Origin of the sequence: Falsihalocynthiibacter arcticus (assembly GCF_000812665.2) — a bacterium.
In the GTDB taxonomy this organism is placed as follows: Bacteria; Pseudomonadota; Alphaproteobacteria; order Rhodobacterales; family Rhodobacteraceae; genus Falsihalocynthiibacter; species Falsihalocynthiibacter arcticus.
Genome location: NZ_CP014327.1, coordinates 968,673 through 989,719, shown reverse-complemented (window position 1 = coordinate 989,719; position 21,047 = coordinate 968,673). Strand labels below are relative to the sequence as shown.

Sequence of the window (21,047 nt, the reverse complement as noted above, 5' to 3'; positions counted from 1 at the left end):
ATAGACATTCTCGAATATGGTAGGCACACCTGAGGGTTCTTGGGTTTGCCTGCTAGCTTTGAATAAACTGAAAATCGGCCTGACTTGGGCACGATCGGCGCCGTAATCAAAAGGGGGATGGCATGAAAAGCAAATCAAATTATGCCATGGAGATGACTGCCGATGGGCAAGAACTTCCTGTCAAACTTATTGCCGGAATCGTTGAGGGGGCAATGAATAGCGTGCCCCTAGCGCGGATCGAATTTGTGTCAAATGATCTCTTGTTAGATTTGGGTGAGTTCGTCGGCAAAAGTATGGATGTCAAGATTTTCGGAGAGGACGAAAAACAGCAGTACTTTTGCGGTATTTGCGTGTGTGCGGAATATTTGGGGTCGTCATCGGGAAATGGTCATTACCTCGCCGAAATTCGACCATGGATTTGGTTTTTGTCTCGAAAGCAGGACAATCGCATTTTTCAGAACCAGACAACCACCGAAATTGTAAAGAATGTCCTGAGCGAACACGGTTTTAGCGCTAACTTGAAAACTTCCCTTTCGGGGCTGAGGCGGTACGCGAGTATTGCGTTCAGTACCGTGAAACGGATCTTGAATTCATCACGCGCCTTCTTGAGGAAGAGGGAATTTACTTCTTTTTTCAATACAAGGATAGTCAGGCGAAAATGGTACTGGCGGACTCGATCGCGGCGCATTCTAACGTGAAAGTCGACAGCAAACTTCCCTTTCGCGACGACGAAGCAGAACTGCAATTGGACCATTTTTATCGATGGGACGCGGCGGAGAAGGTTGTCAGCGGAAAAGTAACTCTGGATGACTATAATTTTGAGAGACCTAAAGCAGATCTCACATCTGTGGCCTCGAAGGACAGTGGCAGTCACACCTATAGCGATTACGAAATTTACAAATATCCAGGCCGCTATCTTGAAACTGAAGTTGGGGAAAATTTTTCGAAATATCAGATGGATGCGACGGCCGCAGCCTTTCAATCGTGGAGTGCCGAGGGAAATATTTTGAACCTCGGTGTTGGTGATACATTCGAGTTGATTGATCATCCTCGGCACGACACGGGGTCTGAAGACTTCATGATAACTGAACTCAAGCAATATTTTCTTTTGGAAGCAGGGAGTGGTTCCAAAATAAAGCCTTTGCTAAAAGAACGAGAAGCTTTTGGGCTGAGCGAGTATGAGCACACACGTATTCAATGCAAAGTTGTTAGAAAAGATGCCGCTTTTAGAATGCCGGAAATTACTCCTAAACCAGAAATACACGGTGTTCAAACCGCCGTCGTAACGGGGCCGAGTGGCGAGGAAATCCATACGGATAAGTATGGTCGTATTAGGGTTCAGTTCCATTGGGATCGCGAAGGCAAATACGATGATAAGACGACGTGTTGGATCAGAACAATGATGCCAGTGGCTGGTAAAAACTGGGGCACAATTGCAATTCCTAGAATTGGCCACGAAGTTGTCATTCAGTTTGAGGAAGGAAACCCCGATCGCCCCATTTGCACAGGAGTGCTATATAACGCAGACAACATGCCGCCGTATGAATTGCCCAAAAACGCAACGCGGATGGGGATGAAAACCAACAGCTCCAAGAGCGGCGGTGGCTTTAGCGAACTTATGTTTGAGGACAAGAAGGGCGATGAGTTGGTGCGGTTTCAGTCCGAAAAGGACTACGTTCAAACCATCAAAAACAGCGCCCACGTCAAGGTCGGATACCCTTACGAAGACGATTGCCTCAAGGCGGAAGCTGATGGCGAAAAGAGTATGAAGGTTGAGATTGAGAACAATCTGGATGAGATTATTGAAAAAGGTAATCACACATTTACCGTATCAGCGGGCGAACAAACGATTGCGATCAAGAAGGACAAAACTGAGACGATCGAGGGGAAGTCTACGCAGGTAATTATCGGAAATGTGACCGAGACCGTCAAGGAAGGCAACGTCACGCGGGAGATTAAATCCGGTAATGAATCCACCACGATTTCGATGGGCAATTTCACTTTGGACACAAAGGCTGGTAAAATTGACATGACGGCAATGCAGTCGATCACTTTGAAAGTTGGCCCATCAAGCATTAAAATTGACCCAAGCGGGGTTACCATTAAAGGGCCGATGATCAAGATAGAGGGCACCGCTATGATCGAGGCCAAAGCGCCGATGACCCAAGTTAAGGGCGATGCGATGCTTGTTTTAAAGGGCGGTTTGACCACCATCAACTAGGGGAGGCGCAGGATGACGACAGATTACACCGACCTCAAGAAAGTCCCAAATCAGCCCGCCGTGCGATTGCTTGCTATGGCGAACGCGAAACTGGGTACCAAAGTAAAGGCGCCCGCGAACGCCAGCGTTTCAACCGTTTTACAGGAACTCGACGGCGCGGAAGCCTATATCGATATTTTGCGTTTGATGTCTGTTGCTTTGCCGCCGCGCGAACGGTGCTGGTGGGCATGCCTTGCCGCACGCGATGTTGCTGGGCCAGATGTTGAAAGCCTTCCAGCCCCCCTTTTGGCGGCGGAAAAATGGGTGCGTAGCCCCTCGGATGAAACAAGAGAGGCGGCGCGTGTGGCCGTTGAGCTTGCGGATATGGATGACGACACAGTGCATTGCGCAATCGCGGTTGTCTTTAGTGCGGATACGCTTGGACCGGGAAACCTTGCGCAATACCCAGCGCCTGCGGGGGCCTCTCAGTCGTCGGCGTTTGGGATGAATATTATCGCAATGGGCATGGGCGAGGATATCGCGGTGACGGCGAAATTGTTGATCAACCGAGCGCTGAATATTGCCCGTGGCGGCAATGGCAATGTTACGTTAAACAAACAAAAAGACACACAGGAGATGCCGTCTTGACGCCCGCAGCTCGTATTACTGATATGCACGTTTGCCCGATGGTTACACCGGGAATTCCGCCGATTCCTCACGTTGGGGGGCCGATTGCGCCGCCCGGGGTTCCGACAGTTTTGATCGGAATGATGCCTGCCGCTCCGCTTGGAAATATGGCGGTTTGCGTGGGCCCGCCTGATGCTCTGATCAAAGGGTCCGCGACTGTTTTGGTTGGTGGGCGACCCCTTGTGCGGATTGGCGATTCAACGGCTCACGGTGGCGCTGTCGCCGGACCGGGATGTCCAACCGTTCTTGTGGGGGGATAGCCGCTACAATGACCGTTATCTTACATTTTCAATCGACGGGTACCATTCCGGGCAATGCACAGCCATTTCGGATGTCTGGAGCGTCGATGACGATTGGGCGATCCGATCAAAACGACCTCGTTTTGCCCGACCCCGACAAAGTGATTTCGGGACGCCACAGTGCGATTGAGGATCATGGCGGCAATGTTGTGGTTATTGATTTCTCGACCAATGGCACCTTCTTAAATTACAATAAAGCCGCGCTTGGCCCCACGCCCACCCCTTTGAATGACGGCGATATTCTGTCGATTGGCACCTATGAGTTGTTGGTCGAGATCGCGGCTGGAGTGCCTGCTGGAGTTCCGGATTCTTTTGAGTCACAATCTGATTATCAATCCGCCCCACTGACAACGGGCGCAGCCCAGATTATGGATGTCCTAGACGATTCATCGGGCGATGATTTTTTGGATGACCTCCTTGGTCCGAGTACGCCGATTCAGGGCCACCAAAGCGTGATACGCGACCAGATAGGCGATGACGGACTCATGCCGCCGATGGGCGATGACGACGATGATCTAATGATGCCTCGGCAAGAGGAAAACCGCGATCAGGGTGCGAGCATTTCGGAACATTCTTCCTCTTTGGAGGACTCCTTCTCAGCTTCCGCCCCAGCGTCAAGCGCAATTCCTGACGACTGGGATTTGGGCGATTTGGGCCCGATTGGTGGTTCAGACACACAGGATGCTTCGCCTTTAGACCCCTTTGCAGTCCCCCCTGTTCCCACGCCCATCGTTGAAATTCCAGAAGAGCCGTTGGATGTTGCACCTGTCGCTCCGCCGCCCCGCGTTGAAGTGACATTAACGGCGCAAACTGTTGCGACACCGGTTGCCACCACAGGGGATGATCGCGCCGCGCGTGCCTTTTTGAACGCGCTGGGCGAGGGGGCTTTATCCTGTTCGGACGATGCTCTTGAGGAAACGATGGACCGTCTTGGGAAAGTCATGCGCACGATGATCCTCGGCGTGCGCGAAATTCTCATGACCCGCGCAACGATCAAATCGGAATTTCGGATTAATCAAACCATGATCAGTCATGGCGGGAACAACCCGTTGAAATTTTCCGTTAGTCCCGAGCAAGCCATTGAGAGTATGGTGAAACCAACGACCAAAGGATACATGGATGCGGTCGCTGCGTCAGAACAAGCTCTGACCGATATCAAAGCGCATGAAGTCGCAATGATGACGGGAATGGAAGCCGCCTTGAAGGGGGTTTTGGCAAAAATGGAGCCAAAAGCTCTGGTGAAATTGATCGAGTCTGATCGTGGTTTTCGCTCCCCTTTGACGAACAAAAAGGCCAGCTATTGGGACGGTTTTGAACATAAATACCAAGAGATTGTGGATCAGGCGGAAAATGATTTCCAAGATCTATTTAGCAATGAATTCGCAAAGGCCTATCAAGACCAGCTTGATAGGTTGAAGTGATGCACAGCCTAGCTGGGAGTTGAAGCAACTATATGTCGTGGGATAGCAAAGTATTGTGGACCGAGGGGCTGTTTTTACAGCCTCACCATTTCCAACAGGCAGACCGATACACCGAAGCGCTCGTTGCCGGTTTGGCGCGGCGTATTGCACCCTATGCATGGGGCGTTACTGATCTCGAGATTGATCAAGACGTTCTAAAGGTTGGTCAATTCGCGATTAAATCCTGCTCGGGTTTGACACAGGACGGCACCGTGTTTCGCGTGCCAAATGTTGAAGATCACCCGCCAGCGCTCGATGTTCCCGCGGGCATCAAAGATTGTGTCGTCTATTTAAGCGTTCCGCAACGCCGTCAGGGCGCAGCCGAAGCCGATACCAGTGGGACCGAATTGTCGGCGACACGGTTTCGCTCCTCTGAGGTTGAAGTTACCGATACTACGGGCTCTGGCAAAAAGGCGGCGACGCTGACCGTTGGGAAATTACGTCTGCAATTCGCGCTTGAGGTTGATGATCTGGCCGACCGTTTGGTCATTCCGATCGCGCGGATTGTTGAGGTGCGCCCAGACCAAGAAGTGATTTTGGATGGCGCGTTTATTCCGTCTTGTCTTGACCTGCGCGCGGCCCAAACCCTCGACGGGTTTATGCAAGAGCTTGAGGGTTTGTTGAACCATCGGATGACCGTTTTGTCAGGCCGCATGAGCCAAAGTGGCAGTGCAAAAGGGGCGGCGGAAATTCAGGATTTCCTCTTGCTTCAGACAATCAATCGCGTCTTGCCCGTGATACGCCATCTCCAGATGATTGAAAATGTACACCCCATTCAATTTTATCGGGACTGTGTTTCGCTGGCAGGCGAGCTTTCGACGTTCATGGCACCGGAAAAACACCCGCCGCAATTTCCGGCGTACCAGCACCACGATCTCTCGGCGACATTCGCGCCCGTAATCCGACTTTTGCGCCAGTACCTCTCTGCTGTGTTGGAGCAAACAGCGGTTTCCATCCCGCTTGATCCACGTAAATACGGAATTTCCGTTGGTGTGATTGCGGATCGTAAACTATTGAGCACGGCTGGATTTGTCCTTGCCGTGAGCGCGGATATTCCTGCCGAAAACTTGCGGCGGCATTTCGTAGGGCAATCCAAGATTGGCCCTGTTGAGGAAATTCGCCAGTTGGTCAACTCGGCTTTGCCTGGCATTCCGATGCGGCCCCTTCCCGTGGCTCCGCGCCAAATCCCATTCAACGCGAATTGTGTGTACTATGAACTCGATGGCACCAACCCCTATTGGGGGAAAATGACCACTTCGGGCGGCATCGCCGTGCATGTGTCTGGAGAGTATCCGGGGCTTAAAATGGAGCTCTGGGCGATCCGTAAGAGCTAGAAGAATTGTGAGATAACGATGTCAGATGACGACCCATTTGCGGAACCAAACGACAACGAACGCACAGTGATCCGCCCCAATCCGGGGGGGCGCAGGCCTGCGTCTGCTCCTTTTGGCACGACGCCTGCTCCGGCTCCGGCGGCTCCTAGTCCTGTGGATTACAATGACCCCGCAGGGTTTAACGCGCCCGCTCCCGCGCCAGCGGCGCCCGCCCCAAGCACGCCGCCACCTCAGCAAGATCAATCCGCAGTCGAGGATTTTACGGGCCTCAATCCGATCCATGCCGCAGCTTCAACGTTGTTTTCCCTCGTAAGCCGTATTCGCAACCGCGCCCAGCATGCCGATCCAGAAACCATGCGCCGTTCGGTGATTGCGGAAGTGCGGGCTTTTGAAAACCGCGCCATGCAAGCCAAGATCGATCCGCAAACGATCAAAGTTGCGCGCTACGCCATTTGTGCCACATTGGACGATGTTGTCCTCAACACGCCGTGGGGTGGCGCTTCTACGTGGGGCCAGCAATCTTTGGTCGCGACTTTCCATCGTGAAACTGTCGGCGGCGACCGTTTTTATGATCTTCTTGCACGTCTTGAAAAAGACCCCGCGCAAAATATCGACCTGTTGGAATTCCTATATGTGTGTTTATCGCTGGGGTTCGAGGGCCGTTTGAGAGTCGAAGCCGGCGGCGTTGATAAACATATGAACATCCGCACGGGGCTCGCGCGGATTATTCGCACGCAAAAGGGTGACATCGAGCATGATCTGTCGCCTCATTGGATGGGGTTGAATAAACCGTTGCGCCAGTTGTCAGCGTGGAAGCCTTTCTGGATATCGGTGGGCGCACTGGCCGCCGTTATGACGATCGTGTTTCTGGTGCTTTCAAACCTATTGTCGAACTCTACGGACAAAATATTGGCGCAATTCACGGTGATTGATCCCACGGGTATTGCCGAATTGGAACGGCGCGCGCCGCCTGTTGTGGTTGAACCTTCTGTAGAAGTTATCGCGCAGAAAGACCGTGTGTCGGAGATTTTGAAGGCTGAAATCGACGAGGGATTGGTTTCTGTTTTTCAGGACGCCAACACTATTACAGTGCGGATTAAGGGCAAGGACATGTTCAAATCCGCATCGGATTCGCTCACTCCTGCCTTCTTGGTGCCGCTCTCCCGGGTTGCCAACGCGCTCAATGACACCAGAGGACAGGTGATTATCGCCGGACATTCTGACAGTTCGCCCATTCGGTCGGCGCGGTTTAAAAACAACATGGCTTTGTCGTTGGCCCGTGCGGAGATGGTTCGCAAAAGCATTTCACCTGAATTGGATGACGCCAGCCGTTTGGTCGCCGAAGGGCGCTCTGATACGGATCCGATTGCGAGTAATGATACGTCGGAAGGCCGCGCTGAAAATCGGCGCATCGAAATTATACTGCTGCGCGAGGAACTGACGGAATGAAGAAAGTGCTTAAAGCCTTAGGATCGGGGGTTGGCATTACCGTCATCCTCTCGCTCATTTTGTCGGTTTGCCTTTGGTTCCTCGGGGGCTTTCTAGGGTTTGGCGATTGGCATCCATTTGACAGTGTTATGGGGCGCCTTATTGGGTTGGCCCTTCTCTGGATCGTTGCGCTTCTGATTATTCTCACGATTTTGTTGGTCCACAGCAAACGTGACACAGACCTTGCCGATGACTTTGCAAGCATGGCCGATGAGACGGGTGCGCCAGATGAGGCCGTGACCGAAGAACTTGGTGAAATGGGCGCCAAGCTGAAGGCCGCGATGCTCGGTCTGCGCAAATCCAAACACGGGCGCAAACACTTGTACCAGCTGCCTTGGTACGTCATTATTGGCCCACCCGGTGCGGGGAAAACCACCGCGATTGTCAATTCTGGTCTGCAGTTTCCTCTCGCGGATGAAATTGGAAAAACCGCTGTTGGCGGTGTTGGTGGCACGCGAAATTGCGACTGGTGGTTTACGGACAATGCCGTTTTGGTCGATACGGCGGGACGCTATACCACCCAAGAAAGCGATGCCGAAGCCGATAACGCGGCGTGGCTTGGATTTCTGGGGCTACTTAAAAAACATCGCAAAAGACAGCCGATTAACGGGGCCATTATTGCCATCAGCCTGTCTGATCTTTCGATGCAAGATGAGCTAACCCAAAAAGGCCACGCGGTCGCATTGCGCCGTCGGTTACAAGAGTTGCGCGAAAAACTTGGGGTGCACTTTCCTGTTTACGTGCTGTTTACCAAAGCCGATTTGATCGCGGGTTTCTCCGAGTTTTACGAACCTTTGGGCAAAGTGGAGCGCGAGCAGGTCTGGGGCTTCACGCTGCCGTTGATCACCAAAAAGGCCAAAGTGTCGCCGATTGCTACGTTTGATGAGGAATTTTCGCTGTTGTTGCAACGCTTGAATGCGCAATCCTTGGAGCGGATGCAGAACGAGACCGACATTCAGCGCCGTAGTATGATCGCGAGTTTCCCTGCGCAAGTGGCCTCAGTTCAAGGGGTCGCGCAGACGTTTTTAGCGGAGCTCTTTCAAGAGAATAAATTCGAAGATCGCCAAATGCTTCGGGGAATTTACTTCACGTCGGGCACCCAAGAAGGCACGCCGATTGACCGTTTGATGATGGGCATGGCCCGCACCTTTGGCATTGGTCGCCAAGCGATTGGCTCGGGGCGCGGAACGGGGCGATCCTATTTCCTGACGCGCCTCTTTGATCAGGTGATCTTTCAAGAAGCTGGTCTTGTTTCGGCGGACGACAAGGTAGAACGTCGGTATCGATGGACCAAACGCGCCGCTTTTGCCGCCGCTATTTCCGCCGCGATCTTTATGGGCGTCGTTTGGGCACAGAGTTTTCAGGGCAATACAGCCGTTGCCAAGGCCACCCAAACAGACCTCGATGCCTATCGGTCGGCCATTGCTCAAATTCCGCCAAACCCTGTCGGTGACACCGATCTGGCGTCTATTATCCCCGCGCTCAACATTCTGCGCGATCTTCCTGACAATCCACAAATGGACGCTGATCTATCGTCCGAAGGCAGGGGATGGGGCCTGTTTCAAGGCAAAATCATGAACAACCAAGAGCGTCAAAGCTATCGGGCGTCGTTGAACCAATTTTTGCTGCCACGGCTTTTCTTGCGACTTGAAAACCAACTGCAAACAAACATCAACAATCCTGATTTGCTCTATGACGCTTTGAAAGTTTACCTCATTTTGGGGCAGGTTGGTCCGCTCAATCGCGATTTAATCATCAACTGGATGCAATCCGATTGGGAACAGGCGTTTCCCGATACTCGTGGCGAACCCATGCGAGAAGACTTGCTTGGGCATTTGGACGTTCTGTTATCTGCGCCCCTTGACCCCATCGCGCTGAATAATGATTTGGTCGAGGCGGTGCAACGTGTGTTGACGCAAATGCCACAATCGCAGCGGGTGTATAACGGGATTATCAATTCCGCCGCAGCGACAGAGCTTCCTGCTTGGCGGCTCACGGATATCGGTGGCCCTGCTATTACGCGCGCCTTTAGTCGCTCATCGGGCAAGCAACTTAACGACGGGATTCCCGGCATTTACACCTACGCCGGCTTCAACGAAGTTTTTCTGGAGGAAGCTCTAGGTATCGCAACCCGCATTCAGCGCGAAAGCTGGGTCCTCGGCGAAAGCGCGCAACAGGAACAAAGCCAAGCCGCACTTATGGCAATGAGTCGAGATGTTTTGGACCTCTATTATGGTGATTTCGTCTTGCAATACGACACGTTGCTCGGCGATCTCGATATTATTCCCATGAGTGACTTGGCGAATGCTGTCGAAGTCACCAACGTGCTTTCTGGGCCAACCTCGCCCATTGGAAATGTTTTGGAAGCGGTATCTTACGAAACAAACCTAACCGCCGAGAGCGATGAAGGGAATGGTACAGCGGCGGTTGCGGATGGGGCGCAAACCATCGGAACGCGTCTGGCGCGACGCGGGCTTTCCACGAATGGGCGGATTTTCCTAGAGGCCATGACCTCAGCGCAAACTGAAACAGGCGGTAAACCACAACCTCCGGGCCAGTTTGTCGAGGATCACTTTGCGTGGCTGCACCAATTGACAAACAAACCCGAAGGGCAAGGGTCACAGTTGGATGAATTGATCGATATCCTCAAGGATGTGTATCAGGATCTTAGCAATCTTAATTTCGCGGGTGGCATCGGTAATCCACAAGATTCAAGTGTTGCACTCCAGCGGTTTCAGGCAGCCGTCGGTCGGGTTTCAAACGGACCTATGAAGCGGTGGTCTTCGCAAATTGTTGTTGGTTCGTCAGGGATTGCCACGGAGGGAACGCGCGCTGGGATAAACGCCCAGTGGCAGCAAACGGTTCTGCCAATCTGCGAACGCGTCGCTAACAACACGTATCCGTTTACACACCGCGCTCGGGCTGAGGCTGCGATTCCAGACTTTGCGACATTGTTCCGTCCCGACGGGGAGATGGACAAGTTTTTCAAAGACAACCTCGCAAAATTTGTGGATGTTCAGACAAGCCCTTGGAGCTTTAAACAGGTCAACAATACCGATTTGGGGATCTCTCAGGCCGTGTTGCAGCAGTTCGAGAATGCGGCGCAAATTCGGGACGCCTTCTTTGCGGGGTCGCCTGTGATCAACGTCGGCTTTCAAATGACGCCCGAAGCACTTGATCCAAAAGCGCGCGGAATTCTGTTGGAGATTGACGGGCAGCCCGTGACTTTTCAGCATAAAGATAAAATCCCTCGACCGGCCGCTGTACGTTGGCCCGGACCCGTTGGTGGTGCACGCATATCGTTCACTCCGGAGAAAAGAAATTCGGAAAGTGCGATCACACAAACGGGACCGTGGGCGTGGTTTCGCATGTTAGACTCAGCCGAGGTTCGCAACACGAATGTTCCCGATAGAAAACGGGTCATTTTTAATATTGGCGGGCGCATTGCGATCTTTCAGATGCAGACCAGCACGGCCCTCAATCCCTTTGCTTTACCGGCGCTGACCAAATTCAGCTGCCCGAAATCTTTTTGATCGTGGCTGGGTTTGGTGCCTTTGGGAAAATTCCCAGTTTGGGAGATTTCTTCCGAATTAATGTTTCGTCGGACTTTGTGCGACCGTGGGACCAATGGCTTCAGATGGGCCTGAGTAATGTGCGCAATTCACTCGGGGAAGATTGGCAGGCCTGCTATATGTCCGCACCGATTTGGCGGTTTACGTTAAGCCCTGCACTTGCGGGGCAAAATGCAGCGATGGGCGTTCTAATGCCGTCAGTGGATCGGGTTGGGCGGGCGTTTCCTCTTACGTTGGTCACGCCAATCGCCTTGTTAACTGAGGTTTCTGAGGCACATTTGTCCGCAACGGCGACCTTTGAGGAATTGGAACTTGTCGCCCTAGATGCGCTCGAAGACAGCATGACCACCGAGGCGTTAAGCACGCGTTTGAGTGCCATTCCGCTCGTTGGGGAAGGTCCTCAGGCTTCACCAAAATCCCGTGACATATCGCCTACCAGCGTTTGGAGCGCGCGTCTTGACGAGGACACGCGGACTATCCGGTGTTCTGGTTTGCCGGATGAGTGTGAAATGGAAGGGCTTTTTAATTTAGAGGCCGCAATTTGGAACACAAATGACCAACGGATAGGGGCACAGACATGAGGGCGATACGCCATAACGCAGTGACCCATGTTGGGAAAGTTCGCAAAATCAACGAAGACAGTATCCTTGCATTAGGGGACCAAAATATCTGGGTCGTGGCCGATGGTATGGGAGGGTATTCGGGAGGCGATTTTGCGTCGCAAACGATTGTCGATGCCGTTGCGATGCTACCACTTGATCTTGAGCCTGCCGATCGAATGGTAGCGTTGCGTAAGGCTATTTTTGACGCGCATCAAATCATATTGGACGAAATTGAATCGCGCGGCGGCGGTACCATCGGTGCGGCCGTGGTTGCGCTGATGATTTCGGGGCAGCACCTTGTTTGCTTTTGGGCGGGGGACTGTCGCCTTTATCGGTTGCGCGACGGCAAAATTGAGCTGTTAACCTCGGACCATTCGCTGGTAGCTGAACTGGTCCACGCGGGGCAGTTGACGTGGGACGAAGCCGAGCACCACCCACAATCAAACGCGATTACGCGGGCTGTAGGGGTCGGCGATGACCTTGAGCTTGATAAAATACGCGGAACCTTGGAGCCTGGTGACCGGTTTTTACTGTGTTCCGATGGCTTGAATAAATACGCAGGGTTTGAAAAATTGCAGCAAGCGATCACGGGAGCGCCGATTGAAACTGTTTCCGAGAAACTTCTGAATATCGCCTTGGAGGGCGGTGGCGCGGACAACATTTCCATCATCGTTGTGGATGTCGCTTAGCGGGTGGGTGGCCTACGCGTTTTGCGCGCAGGCTGACCTGATTTATGGCCTTTCTGCCGTGGTGAGTATCCGGCTATCAAGCGAGCGAATTGTGCCCGAACGTGCCTTGAGAGCCGCCGCATAACCGCCAGCGGATTCCGTTGTTGGGCGTATGCCATCGAATATTTGTGTGTCAGAGTAGATCGCGATAATTTGGGTTTTCCCCAGCGATGTGGCATCGACATTGAACGCCAATTTACTGCCATCTGCCGCGTCATCAAGACTGTAAGCAACCCGAATGTCGATTGGTCCGCTGCGTCCATCGCGCAAGGAGGCGATGCTGTTATCTTTGATCAATACGTTAGGCAAAAGGTGAAAAACACTACCCGAAACATCCAAGGCAGATACGAATAAATACCCATCCGTGAGGTCGGCGGGCAAGGTGATGTCGATGATGGGATTGTCCCCAACAAAGAATGTGCCCGTTGGGTTTGGTGTGTTGTCTGGCCCCAATCCAAAGGTGACGCCAACGCCGCCCGTCGGGACCATAGGCAGGGCGCCGCTTATCGAACAAAGAGTGGGATTTAGCACCTCGAAGTCTAGATCGAGGGATCGCTCGCCAATAATCGCGGCCAAAGTTTCCGCCAAATTTCCCTGCGTGGTATCGCTCGCAACACGGCCCGTGACACTGATCACGTCGGCATTGGAATAGCCAATCGCGGGCGGGTTGATGACTTGTAACTCGCCGCAATCGGCATAGCCGTTGAGTGCTGGTAGGAGCGCGGCAACCGGTAGGATTCGGGGTCCCAGTTCAATATTCGCGGTACCGGTTAAACCGGCGGGAATACCGTTTCCGGCGAATAAATCATTTAGGCGTTGCTGTTCAGACGCGTCATTGGTGAGGCCCGTGATGCGCACTTGATTGGCATTCAGGAGGACGCGCCATTCGGGCAGGCCACTAACATTATTGACCAACTGCAGGACATCTTTCCCCCAAGTTTCGGCAATCTCTCCACTGGCCAAAGTCAACTCTGCTGAGCCGCCCAACTTGGTTATTAATTGGGTCAGTTCCAGCTGTATGTCTTCGGAAGGAACGTTGCCAACCGCCTGTGCAGTTCCGTTTTCCGAACGACTGGCCACGAAGGTAAAGGGATCGGCAACAGGGTAGCTCGTCGTGACAAGTCCGCCGAACAACCCAGAAAAATATCCGCCGGCGCCGCCTGCCAAAACCAGCAGGACCGCTAGAGTAGGGATAAGGAGGCTGCGCGATTTTTTAGGAGGTTGTGGATCTTGGCGCGTGCTCTTGTTCTCAGTTGTTTTAGGGGAGGCGGAGGGTGTGGTTTTGGGCTTGGCCTTGGAAAGTGGGGCGATGACTGTGCGGTCCATGTCCTCCAAATCCGTCGGAATTTCCGAGGTGCTATCCTGTGGGTTCTGAAGTCGATCAAGGACTGCTTGTGCTGATTGCAAACGAAACTCGCGGTCGGGGCGCGTCATGGCATCAAGGAGCGATTTTAGGGGTTCTGGAACGCCAGATGTATCAAGGACCTCTGACTTTCGCTTGATGACCTCCATCGGGTTGTTGCCAATATCGGGCGCTTTACCTCGGTAGGTCGCCAGCAAAAGCGCGCCGAGGGAATAGATGTCCGCACGGGCATCCGTTTGACCGCTAAGTTGTTCGGGTGCGGCATAGGCGTACTTGCCTGCGAATTCATTGCCAACAACCGTCTCGGCACCAGGATTGGTATCCTTTGCAATGCCAAAATCAATGATCACGGCATCATGCGGATTGCCGTCGCGCAGAATTATATTATCTGGTGAAAGGTCACGATGAACGATGTTTTTCTTGTGGGCCGCGACCAACCCTTCGGTGACGCGTTTGCACAAAATGAGCAGCTCGTCGGCGGGCATCCCACCGTCCTTGATTTTTCTATCAAGTCCCGGCCCTTCGACATAATCCATCACCAAATAGATCAGCCCGCTGTCGGTCTGTTGGTTGTCATAATACCGCACAATTGCATCATGACGGATTTCGCGCATGTCCTCTTCGCGAGTCATCAGCGCGCGAAAATCCTCATCCAACGAGTACTCTGGTCGCAGCGCTTTGAGTGCCATGACGCGACCAGAAATTACACTGGTGGCGAGGTACACTTCGGATGTACCACCGCGACCAAGGACTTTTTCAATTCTGTAAGTATTGTTCAGCACATCGCCGATCTGAAAAATACCGCGATTGCTATTTGAATTCACAGAATATCCTTGCGCGATTCTTTAGGGGGTGTGGAGGAACGGCTTGCACCGAATTTAGCCAAGTGCCTGAAACTCGACCCGACGGTTTTTATCGGCATTGGGGTCTGCGGGATCAAACAGATTGCGTTCGCCAACGCCAAGCGCTTCCATACGATCCTCAGGGAACCCGCAGTCGGTGACAAGGAAACGTTTAACTTCTTCGGCCCGCAATTTTGAAAGGCGTTCGTTATACTCCGCAGAACCGGAGGCATCCGTGTGCCCAAGAATACGAATTTGTTGAACATCGGCCGCTTTGAGAGCTGAGCATAATTCAACCAGCTTTGGGAGTTGATCGCTGCGCAAGGCCGCTGAGTCAAAATCAAAGGAAACATTCAGATTTACTTGTTCGTCCTTGGGGACAATATCCGTGTTCAGTTCCGCTGTTGGAGCGACGGTGGCCGCAACAGTCTCTTGTGCCGCTGCATCGGTTTCGGTCGCATTTTCGTTGGCGGGAACCGCAACAACAAGGCCACGGGTTTTTTGGGCACTAAACCGTTCTGTCATTTCCTCAGCGGTCATATCGTTGGTGGATTGCGAAAATACAGGGGAGCCGAAAGTCGTGAGCGCCACTATAGCTGATGTGAAAAGGATTAAACCGTGTTTTGTCATGCCTAAAAACTCCATTGAAATGGAACATAAATGTTCTTCATGATTACCGTAACATGGCTTGCTTTTAAAATCACTTTCATAATTCTTGAAGATGGCCAGTATCACGCTGTATATTGCGTGACTGTTGACACGCGGCAAGGCTTACCGCAAACATTAAACGAATAGATCAATCAGGAATATTTCCACTGAAGCGCCTCATCCCCATTGTTGTCCTGACGATTGTTTTGCTTTTGGTAGCCCTAGCTTGGCTGGTCATTCAAACAGGTCGCGGGCAGGACGATTATTCCAATGAACCCGGAATTGACAGCGGCGCACGGATTGAGATTGAAGGGTTGCGACAGCAGATCGAAGCGCTTCGTGGCCAGATCGAAGCTCTGCAAAATCAAGTTCAGCAATTGGGGTCGGCTCCGCAGGCTATGCCTCAGATGAACGACCAACCTTTTGTAAAAGAGGGACCGAATACCATTTTGGATGCTTATGCACAGGTGGTTTTGATTGCAAACCGACGCGAAGTAAACAAGGGAATTGTGGTGGGTGGGCCGTCTTTTTTGGAATCTTTCTTGGGGCGACCTAGGGAAGTTCTGAGCGACGATTGCGAACCGATGACCAATCCAAAACTTAAGGATCTGTTGGTTTTGGCAGATGTGGGGCCGATAAAAGTGAATATGCTTCAGCCTGCGGTCGATAGTTTGAACCGTGTGTTTGAAAAAGTTCGCGCAACGGACCCCGACCTTTATGAGCGCATAAACACTGCTGGCGCGCTTTGTGTGCGGCAAATTCGTGGCACCGTTGGGCGCACGTCTACCCATTCCTTTGGCTTGGCTGTTGATCTAAATATCGACGGACACCTTGATACGCTGGGCGATGGAAAGACCCAATTGGGCCTGACCATTTTGGCGGATTTTTTTAACGAAGAAGGCTGGGTCTGGGGCGCGGGTTTCACCCGGGAAGATTCGATGCATTTTGAAATCAGTCGGCAGATGCTGGAGCAATGGCGTTTGGAAGGTAAGATTTGACGCGATTATCCTTCCATTCATGTTGCGTGTCGCCGAGAGAGACTGCCTAAAATCTAGGGGAGAAAATTGAAACAAGTCGGTGAATTAAAGTCCGAGTTGAAGGACATTTTGAATGAGCTTCGTGATTTGGTCGAAGTTGTCGGTGCCGAGTTGATCAAATCGGAGCAGGCCGATACGGCACGCGCCACGTTGGCGATGAGCCGAATCTCAATGGTTGCCCGAAAGTTTCTGTTTTTTGTCCCCGAAATAACGAATGCGCGCACGGCTGAAGTCGAATTGAACGGTTCGCTCTCTGCTCTTGAGACGCAGAAATGGGCCGAACTGACCAGTGAAGCCACCCATTCTCGCACATGGATGACCCAATGGTCCGCAATTGAAACCCTCATCCGCAATCAAATTCCGCCACAAAGGCGCAAATTGTTTAAACCTTCCGTTGCCACGGATGACATTTCGATTTCGCAGAATATGGTCAATGACCAATTGTTGGATTCCCTTTACAAGACTTTGAATAATACCAAGCAGAATGAAACGGCCCGCGAGCACGGGTGTTTTGCCGACATCGCCTTCCCACAGAGTGTGTTTATTGAGCATGTCCATGCCGCGCGACGTATCCTGTTGGCGCGACGTCCAAGGCATCCGGTTCGGTTTCTAGATGTGGGATGCGGCGGCGGGTTGAAAGTTTTGAGCGCTTCGGCATTTTTTGATCGCGCAGACGGACTCGAATTTGATCCAGGTTACGTTGCCGCCGCTGAGACTCTCTTTAAGAATACCCGAGCGGATCGCTGTAACGTCATCGAAGCAGATGGGTTGAATTATGCGCATTATGATAACTATGACGTTGTGTATTTTTACCGACCCATGCGCCATATCGAAATGCTAAGACAGCTAGAGGATCAGATCATAAAAACCGTGAGTCCGGGTACTTTGATTATCGCACCTTACACTATATTCGAACATCGATTTAAGGAGCTTGGATGTGCGCGGGTCGAGCGTCAAATTTATATTACCCAAGTGAGCCAATCAGATGCAAACAAATTGCGCCGCGATGCCGAATTTACCGGCAGTTTTGCGCAATTTCCCCCGCCCATTGCCTCCACCATTTGGGACCCAATCCTTAAGGCGTCGCGAGCGATGGGGTTTAAGGCGGGTGTTTGACTCGGAAATGGCGATTAGGCGGGGTCCATACAGATTTGGCCCGCGATTTCACTAAAGGCGGATACCTTTGCGGGCGTGTCGTCGTTCACACCAATAATTGCCATGCGGACGTCGGAGCGCCCCTTCGTGAGATCATGCATGGCAAAAAGATCATGACAGTAGAATGTATTGCACAAAGCTGCGCGCGAGGTGCGTTCAAGGGTGCAGCCTTGATCCGATTGAAACACGCAAGCCGCCCGAACGGATGCTTGGGGAAGGGCGTCCATATAATGCGCAACGACGTCCTCCTGAAGTAATTCCTGATTTTGACTGAGGTAGCCTAGAATTGTTTTTACAGTGAGGAACGCATGATTTTCACCGCCACCTCTCGCACAACAGAACCCTTGGCAGGTACTACAGGCGGCATCGATTATTGAATGCTCGGCACTGGAATTTGGTGAAATTTCGGCGTTCTCAAGGGCACTTGAACCAAGGGCGAACGCCTCTTCGATGATTTTTTCCAAATGCTGCTGGAAGGCTTCGCGGTGCGCGGGAGGGAGGGGCTCAACTGGGTTGTTTTGGAAGGGGACGACCGCAATCAGAAGGTCGTCCGTGTCGCAATTTAGGTGGAACGCGGCTGTTGCAAGGGCGGATGCCTTCCCTTCTTTTGCAGAGTTTTGCCGTTCAATATAGTCTTGTTCTCTCTGGTCTTTTTGCGCCTGAACACCACGGGAAATATGCGCAAGGAAGCAAGGTTCAGCGCCACAATGCCCAGGCTGCAGAACCTGATGCGCGGAAATGGCCGCTTTACAATGGGGGCAAACGGGGGATGTGAGGGCCTTTTTGAAATCTCCAAACTCTTCGTCTTGTTGCATCACATTGTCCCGTGTTTTCGGTTCTTAAAAGGTCTTAAGCCGCAAGTTTCGCCAATTCAGCCGAGAGGGCCTTGGCATCAGAAATGGTTTTTTGCAAAGCCGCAAGCTTGGATTGGTCCGTCGCTCCAGAAGGTTTCGCATTTAACACCGCGTTCACACGCGCGCTGGTTTGCGGGTCCATTCCCGACAGCGCATTTTTTTGCTGGAGGATTGTGAACTTCAGTTTTGCAAGGTCACTTTCGGATGCCTTGATTTGCGTCTGTAAGTTGGCTTGCTCGGCCCGCAAATCCGAATTGCGGCTTTGGGAGGCGACAACGGCCTGCTCACGCTCATCAATCCGCGCGTCATAGCCGCCAGACGAAATGCCTTGAACACCATTAAAAAAACCGCCGTCCGCAGGATCGCTGCTCGAAACACAGGCGGACAGAAGGAAACTACAGCCGAGAATCGGTAGAAATTTACGCATTTATTTGCCCCTACAACTGGTTTTCTAGATCATTGGCGATGGCTTTCATCGACGTAATTTGTTGCGCCAAGGCGGCGAGGTCGGGGTCGATTAAGGATGTGTTATTGTTGGCCAACACAAGGCCACGAACCTGACCTAACTCGGCTTGACGTCGGTCCGCCCCTTCAATAGCCAACTGCATATTGAGCAAGTTCGCATTGGCATCGGCGAGTTCGGCGTACAAAGCTTCCGGCGATGCGCCACTATTTACCCGCGCGCGCACGGATTTAAGCTCCGCTTCCTGAACGGCCAGAACTTCCCGCATGACATTTATTGTTTGTTGAATTTCGGCGGAATTCGCGTCGATATCAGACTTCACAGCGTTGAGGCGTTGCTCATTGTTGCTGTACTGTTTCTGAAGAAACGCGACGTAGGTTCCCGCCGATCCGCCGATGACCATGCCAAAGCCAATGGCAGGGCCGATTGAAATCGCACCCCTTCTGTTCGAGCTCAAAGCTCCCGCGAGGAGAGCCCCTGCGACCGCACCTTCTAGGATGGTTTTTTGCATCGCGGTGGCTTGCCGTTGAAGTTGCTTTTCCGCGGAACTTGCTGAGACGGTTGTCGTTGGCGCAATGGCCATCTTTTTAGGACTGGTTTGCGTGGGGCCGCAGGCGACAAGGGCAAGCGAAGCCACGGTTGTAAGGAGTGTTAGCCCTCTGAAATAACGTCTACGAGCCATGCGTAACTTCCTTTTTGTGATTCATTCGCGTCAGAAATATGTTTCAAAAATAAATTTGCGTCGTTGAATAGTCGTTGGTTATTTAGCCCCATATCGCGGGAGCGCTCTTCGCCGCCAATGAGGGCGACCGTCGCCCCTTTGGGCATAAAGAGTACGGCCCGATTGAGGATTTCGTCGTAATATGTGCGACTTTGATCAAGCCTTTGTAAAATCGTATCACGAGAGTCCTCAATGGCTTGCATATCTTTTTTGGCAATTTCCAAAATGGGGAGGGCATCGGGGTTGGTCAGGGCAATTTCTGTGATTTGCACAAGCGCAGTTTGGGCGATGACACGGGTGCGATCAACGCTGCGCAGGGCAACGATATCGGTGCGCATGCGTTGCAGGGTTGTGGCGGCAAGGAACATTGAACCTTGGCCTGCGTCGGTAAATAACTGTTCAAGGCTCGCGTCATTGGGGAGGGCCAATTGCGAACGATAGGCATTCATCGCGACTTCGATGTCGGCATTTAGATTGCGGGTTATGCCCGCTTGCGCGGTGTCATTGGACGCGTAGAACCCCAATGCGGCCAGCGCGGCACTCACTTGTTCAATGTCGGCAGAGGCGAGGAGGTCTTGGCTGTTGCCAGAAATTGTCTGGCTTTTTTGCAACATCGCCACGCGGTCGCGGGCAAAATCCGCAAACAGGCCATCGGGGAACTGCTCCAAATATGCGCTGAATTCGGCGGGATTTGTGCTGCCGGAGATTCTGCGCCATTCGGCGAATTCGAGCGTATTTGGGTCCTTCGGGGCCGCATCAATACTTGCTGGAACGAAATAATGCTCGCCCAGAACGGCTTCCTCAACCCACGGCACCTGTTGGCCCTGCGTCTCAAGAACCACTTGTTGGCGCACGCGGCCCAACATCAATCGCGCCTCAAGTCCGGGGGTCGCCAAGTTTTTCAGAAGAGCAGAGGTAAACACACTGTTTGCGCCCGTGCCATCAAAGGCAACATTTCCAGGATCAGTGGCATAGGCGATGAGCAAACCCGCGCCCCCTTTGGTGCGCACCAATCCTTTTTCCACCTGCCCTGCATCGGCGAACGGGTTGTTGCGGCATGCGTCCAAAATGAGCATCCCAATGTCTGGCGCTGCGGCCTCAAAGACGTCGCGCACTTGGGTCAATGTCATCGAAGCGCGGCGTAGGTCTTCTTCATTGATTGTGTCGATATCCGTGCCGATTAGGTAGTTTTGGCCTCCAATTTGAACGCCATGCCCTGCATAGAAAAACAACGCGATCTCGGCGGAAGCTGCCTCAGCTTGAAAGGCAGACAACGACACTTGCATGCCCTGCGAGCTTTGGTCGATAACTTCAGTCACGGAAAAGCCCAAATTTCTGAGGGACTCGGCCAGCGCGATAACGTCATTCTTGGGGTTTGGAAGCGCAAGATCTGGGCGGCTATAGTCTGAATTGCCGATCAAAAGGGCCACGCGACCACCCGCGAGGGCAACCGTAGGTGTGATTGCCAGTATTGAGATAAGGAGTGCAATAATAATGCGCATTTACAGTCTTTCAAGATTCAAATTGGCGATTTTCAACCCCATGTTAGCCACACCATAGGTGTAAGTATATGTTCTCATATCCGCAAATAGTA

Annotated in this window: 16 protein-coding genes and 1 pseudogene; 11 read left to right on the top strand and 6 right to left on the bottom strand. The window is 52.4% G+C overall.

Annotated elements, in window-relative coordinates; all coding sequences use genetic code 11:
* The first annotated feature begins 122 nt into the window (after positions 1-122).
* The 9 genes and pseudogenes from RC74_RS04915 (at position 123) to RC74_RS04875 (ending at position 12,331) form a co-directional block, all read left to right on the top strand.
* Positions 123-2,221: pseudogene (locus tag RC74_RS04915) on the top strand (type VI secretion system Vgr family protein).
* A gap of 12 nt (positions 2,222-2,233) precedes the next feature.
* Positions 2,234-2,848 carry a DUF6931 family protein gene (locus tag RC74_RS04910; RefSeq protein ID WP_039002369.1) on the top strand — a complete coding sequence of 205 codons (615 nt, stop codon included), beginning with the start codon at positions 2,234-2,236 and terminating at the stop codon, positions 2,846-2,848.
* Positions 2,845-3,147 carry a PAAR domain-containing protein gene (locus RC74_RS04905; protein ID WP_039002370.1) on the top strand — a complete coding sequence of 101 codons (303 nt, stop codon included), beginning with the start codon at positions 2,845-2,847 and terminating at the stop codon, positions 3,145-3,147. The genes RC74_RS04910 and RC74_RS04905 overlap by 4 nt, the downstream gene beginning before the upstream one ends.
* 8 nt (positions 3,148-3,155) lie before the next feature.
* Positions 3,156-4,607, top strand: a complete 1,452-nt coding sequence (gene tagH / locus RC74_RS04900; RefSeq protein ID WP_039002371.1) for a type VI secretion system-associated FHA domain protein TagH — start codon at positions 3,156-3,158, stop codon at positions 4,605-4,607.
* Between the two features lie 32 nt (positions 4,608-4,639).
* Complete coding sequence (gene tssK, locus RC74_RS04895; RefSeq protein WP_039002372.1) at positions 4,640-5,980, top strand: type VI secretion system baseplate subunit TssK; 1,341 nt, start codon at positions 4,640-4,642, stop codon at positions 5,978-5,980.
* An 18-nt stretch (positions 5,981-5,998) separates the two neighbouring features.
* Positions 5,999-7,429, top strand: coding sequence for a type IVB secretion system protein IcmH/DotU (gene icmH, locus RC74_RS04890; protein WP_039002373.1), 1,431 nt, complete (start codon positions 5,999-6,001; stop codon positions 7,427-7,429).
* Positions 7,426-11,001 (top strand): type VI secretion system membrane subunit TssM, encoded by a 3,576-nt coding sequence (gene tssM, locus RC74_RS04885; protein ID WP_039002374.1) that lies wholly within the window; start codon positions 7,426-7,428, stop codon positions 10,999-11,001. Before icmH ends, tssM begins: the two co-directional genes overlap by 4 nt.
* Before the next feature lie 2 nt (positions 11,002-11,003).
* Positions 11,004-11,621 carry a type VI secretion system-associated protein TagF gene (tagF, locus tag RC74_RS04880; RefSeq protein WP_082802404.1) on the top strand — a complete coding sequence of 206 codons (618 nt, stop codon included), beginning with the start codon at positions 11,004-11,006 and terminating at the stop codon, positions 11,619-11,621.
* The gene (locus RC74_RS04875; protein WP_039002375.1) at positions 11,618-12,331 is read left to right on the top strand and encodes a PP2C family protein-serine/threonine phosphatase; all 714 of its coding nucleotides are present in this window, start codon (positions 11,618-11,620) and stop codon (positions 12,329-12,331) included. The genes tagF and RC74_RS04875 overlap by 4 nt, the downstream gene beginning before the upstream one ends.
* A gap of 42 nt (positions 12,332-12,373) precedes the next feature.
* Here the strand turns inward: RC74_RS04875 and RC74_RS04870 are convergent, their stop codons facing one another.
* Complete coding sequence (locus RC74_RS04870) at positions 12,374-14,557, bottom strand: serine/threonine protein kinase (RefSeq protein WP_039002376.1); 2,184 nt, start codon at positions 14,555-14,557, stop codon at positions 12,374-12,376.
* 54 nt (positions 14,558-14,611) lie between these two features.
* Positions 14,612-15,205 carry an OmpA family protein gene (locus tag RC74_RS04865; RefSeq protein ID WP_039002448.1) on the bottom strand — a complete coding sequence of 198 codons (594 nt, stop codon included), beginning with the start codon at positions 15,203-15,205 and terminating at the stop codon, positions 14,612-14,614.
* A gap of 230 nt (positions 15,206-15,435) precedes the next feature.
* On the opposite strand from RC74_RS04865, the gene RC74_RS04860 reads away from it, so the two are divergent.
* Together RC74_RS04860 and RC74_RS04855 are read left to right on the top strand one after the other, a co-directional pair.
* On the top strand, positions 15,436-16,221 hold the full coding sequence (locus tag RC74_RS04860) for a M15 family metallopeptidase (protein WP_236940028.1): 786 nt from the start codon (positions 15,436-15,438) through the stop codon (positions 16,219-16,221).
* 66 nt (positions 16,222-16,287) lie between these two features.
* Positions 16,288-17,376 (top strand): class I SAM-dependent methyltransferase, encoded by a 1,089-nt coding sequence (locus tag RC74_RS04855; protein ID WP_039002378.1) that lies wholly within the window; start codon positions 16,288-16,290, stop codon positions 17,374-17,376.
* 14 nt (positions 17,377-17,390) lie between these two features.
* On the opposite strand, the gene RC74_RS04850 is transcribed toward RC74_RS04855, so the two are convergent.
* The 4 genes from RC74_RS04850 to RC74_RS04835 are packed head-to-tail and all read right to left on the bottom strand — an operon-like array spanning position 17,391 to position 20,955.
* Complete coding sequence (locus RC74_RS04850) at positions 17,391-18,230, bottom strand: hypothetical protein (RefSeq protein WP_039002379.1); 840 nt, start codon at positions 18,228-18,230, stop codon at positions 17,391-17,393.
* Positions 18,231-18,264: 34 nt separating this feature from the next.
* Positions 18,265-18,696, bottom strand: a complete 432-nt coding sequence (locus RC74_RS04845) for a hypothetical protein (protein ID WP_039002380.1) — start codon at positions 18,694-18,696, stop codon at positions 18,265-18,267.
* Between the two features lie 10 nt (positions 18,697-18,706).
* Positions 18,707-19,414 carry a hypothetical protein gene (locus RC74_RS04840; protein WP_039002381.1) on the bottom strand — a complete coding sequence of 236 codons (708 nt, stop codon included), beginning with the start codon at positions 19,412-19,414 and terminating at the stop codon, positions 18,707-18,709.
* Positions 19,384-20,955: a caspase family protein gene (locus tag RC74_RS04835; RefSeq protein ID WP_052274840.1), complete on the bottom strand. Its 1,572-nt coding sequence runs from the start codon at positions 20,953-20,955 to the stop codon at positions 19,384-19,386. Before RC74_RS04835 ends, RC74_RS04840 begins: the two co-directional genes overlap by 31 nt.
* Positions 20,956-21,047: the final 92 nt, after the last annotated feature.